This window comes from Pseudomonas sp. MD195_PC81_125, from assembly GCF_014060985.1.
In the GTDB taxonomy this organism is placed as follows: Bacteria; Pseudomonadota; Gammaproteobacteria; order Pseudomonadales; family Pseudomonadaceae; genus Aquipseudomonas; species Aquipseudomonas parakoreensis.
Map to the genome: position 1 here is coordinate 1 of NZ_JABULD010000878.1, position 1,863 is coordinate 1,863.

2 protein-coding genes are annotated in these 1,863 nt (G+C 47.1%); both read left to right on the forward strand.

Features of this window, described 5'->3' with window-relative positions:
• The first annotated feature begins 73 nt into the window (after positions 1–73).
• Positions 74–1,321 (forward strand): ATP-binding protein, encoded by a 1,248-nt coding sequence (locus HT737_RS30025; RefSeq protein WP_182404633.1) that lies wholly within the window; start codon positions 74–76, stop codon positions 1,319–1,321.
• On the forward strand, positions 1,318–1,815 hold the full coding sequence (locus HT737_RS30030; RefSeq protein WP_095668884.1) for a hypothetical protein: 498 nt from the start codon (positions 1,318–1,320) through the stop codon (positions 1,813–1,815). Before HT737_RS30025 ends, HT737_RS30030 begins: the two co-directional genes overlap by 4 nt.
• Positions 1,816–1,863: the final 48 nt, after the last annotated feature.

The following is a 1,863-nucleotide window of genomic DNA, read 5'->3' on the forward strand; positions in this document are numbered from 1 at the left end:
TCTCCCCTTTYCCCCCTCTCCCTGATATGCTTCACCGCATTACCGTATGAGCTCAATCTTCTTGGAGTAATCAATGCCTCGCTTACGCGTCAAGCACTTTGGCCCTATCCGTGATGGTGTAAAAAACGATGGTTGGATAGAGTTCAAGCGCGTGACCGTGTTCGTGGGTAATCAGGGCTCAGGGAAAAGCACGTTAGCCAAGCTCTTTTCGACTTTCTCGTGGATTGAAAAAGCGCTGGTTCGAGGGGATTACGATAAAAAATGGTTTGAGGAAAAGGATCGACTCACCAAACCGTTTCTAACCTATCATCGGCTCGAAAACTACGTTTCGTCTGGTCAGAAAAACGAAACAGAAATCGACTATGAAGGCGATGCCTTCACGATCAAATATGTTCATGGCCGTATGCATATCAGTCCATCCAAGGCAGAGGAATATCACCTGCCTCAGATCATGTACGTGCCTGCCGAGCGTAATTTCATTTCCTACGTCAGGCATACGGAGGAACTGCGACTTTCTTCTGAGTCGCTCAAAGAGTTTCTTACCGAATTCAACTACGCCAAAGAAAACATGAAGGGATCTCTTGCACTCCCTATCAATAATGCTGATCTCGAATACGACCCGCTTACGAACACACTAAGCATTCGAGAGCCTGGGTACCAGCTGGAGTTGGCTGACGCCTCAAGTGGTTTCCAGTCTGCTGTTCCCCTCCACCTTGTGAGCCAATACCTGGTCAACAGGGTGAAAGAACCCATAGAGAACCGCCAAGAGTCGATGAGCACCAAGGAGCTGGAACGTTTCAGGAAAGAAGCAGAAAAGTACTTCTCTGAATCTCTGACCATAGAGCAACGGCGTGCATTTATTTCGACCTTGTCGACACGGTTCAACAAAACGGCTTTTATCAATATTGTCGAAGAACCAGAGCAAAACCTTTTTCCTCTATCGCAATGGGGTGTTTTACAGAGCCTTCTGCAGTTCAATAATCAAGAAAACAAAAACCGCCTAGTATTGACAACGCATAGCCCATATGTGGTGAATTACTTGACGATTGCAGTACAAGGAAAACAGCTCCACGACAAAATTCTCAAGAAAAGTCGTCATGACGATCTTGGACTCAAGCTAGCCAACGTGATCCCCTTGAAAGCCTTGCTGGACGCCGATGATTTGGCGATCTACCAAGCCGATGAAAAGACAGGAAGCATTGCAAAGCTCCCAATGGCTGAAGGTATCCCTTCTGATAGCAATTATCTCAACGAGTCGCTTCGCGAAGGGAATGAAATGTTTGATCGTCTCCTGGATATCGAGGAGGAGCTGGAGGCGTGAATTTTCTCGATACCGCCTGCCAGAAAGGCCCTTTCGACGATCTAGAGTTTGGCCTTTGTGACGATCAATCCTCACCCGTTGCCTATGTGGATACCGCTGAAAAAAACAAATGGCTCGCCACCGTCAGCAACCCCAAAGAGAGGGATGTCATTTTCACTGCAATTGACAAGTGTGTAATCAAGGATGGTGACGCGAGAGGCAGGCCACGATGCGACTGTATGCTGACAGTCGGTTCAGAGTTGTACCTGATCGAGTTGAAAGAGCGGGACAAGGCAGGCTGGCAGAGCGTTGCAGCCGAACAATTGGAATCTACTATAAAGCTCATGTCCGAAAGCCACGGCGTCGAATTCCTGAAGGAATACAACCCGAAAAAGGCCTATATCTGCAATAGAAACAAGCATCCCTTCTTCAAGCCAGAATTCAACATGAAGAAACGTTTTTACGACGAGTATCAGTTCAGACTTTATGTCCAGACGCTCGTAAAAATTCCTTGAGTAGTGTCAAGGCTCCTCATTAATTTAACGTTCATTCCCCTCACAACC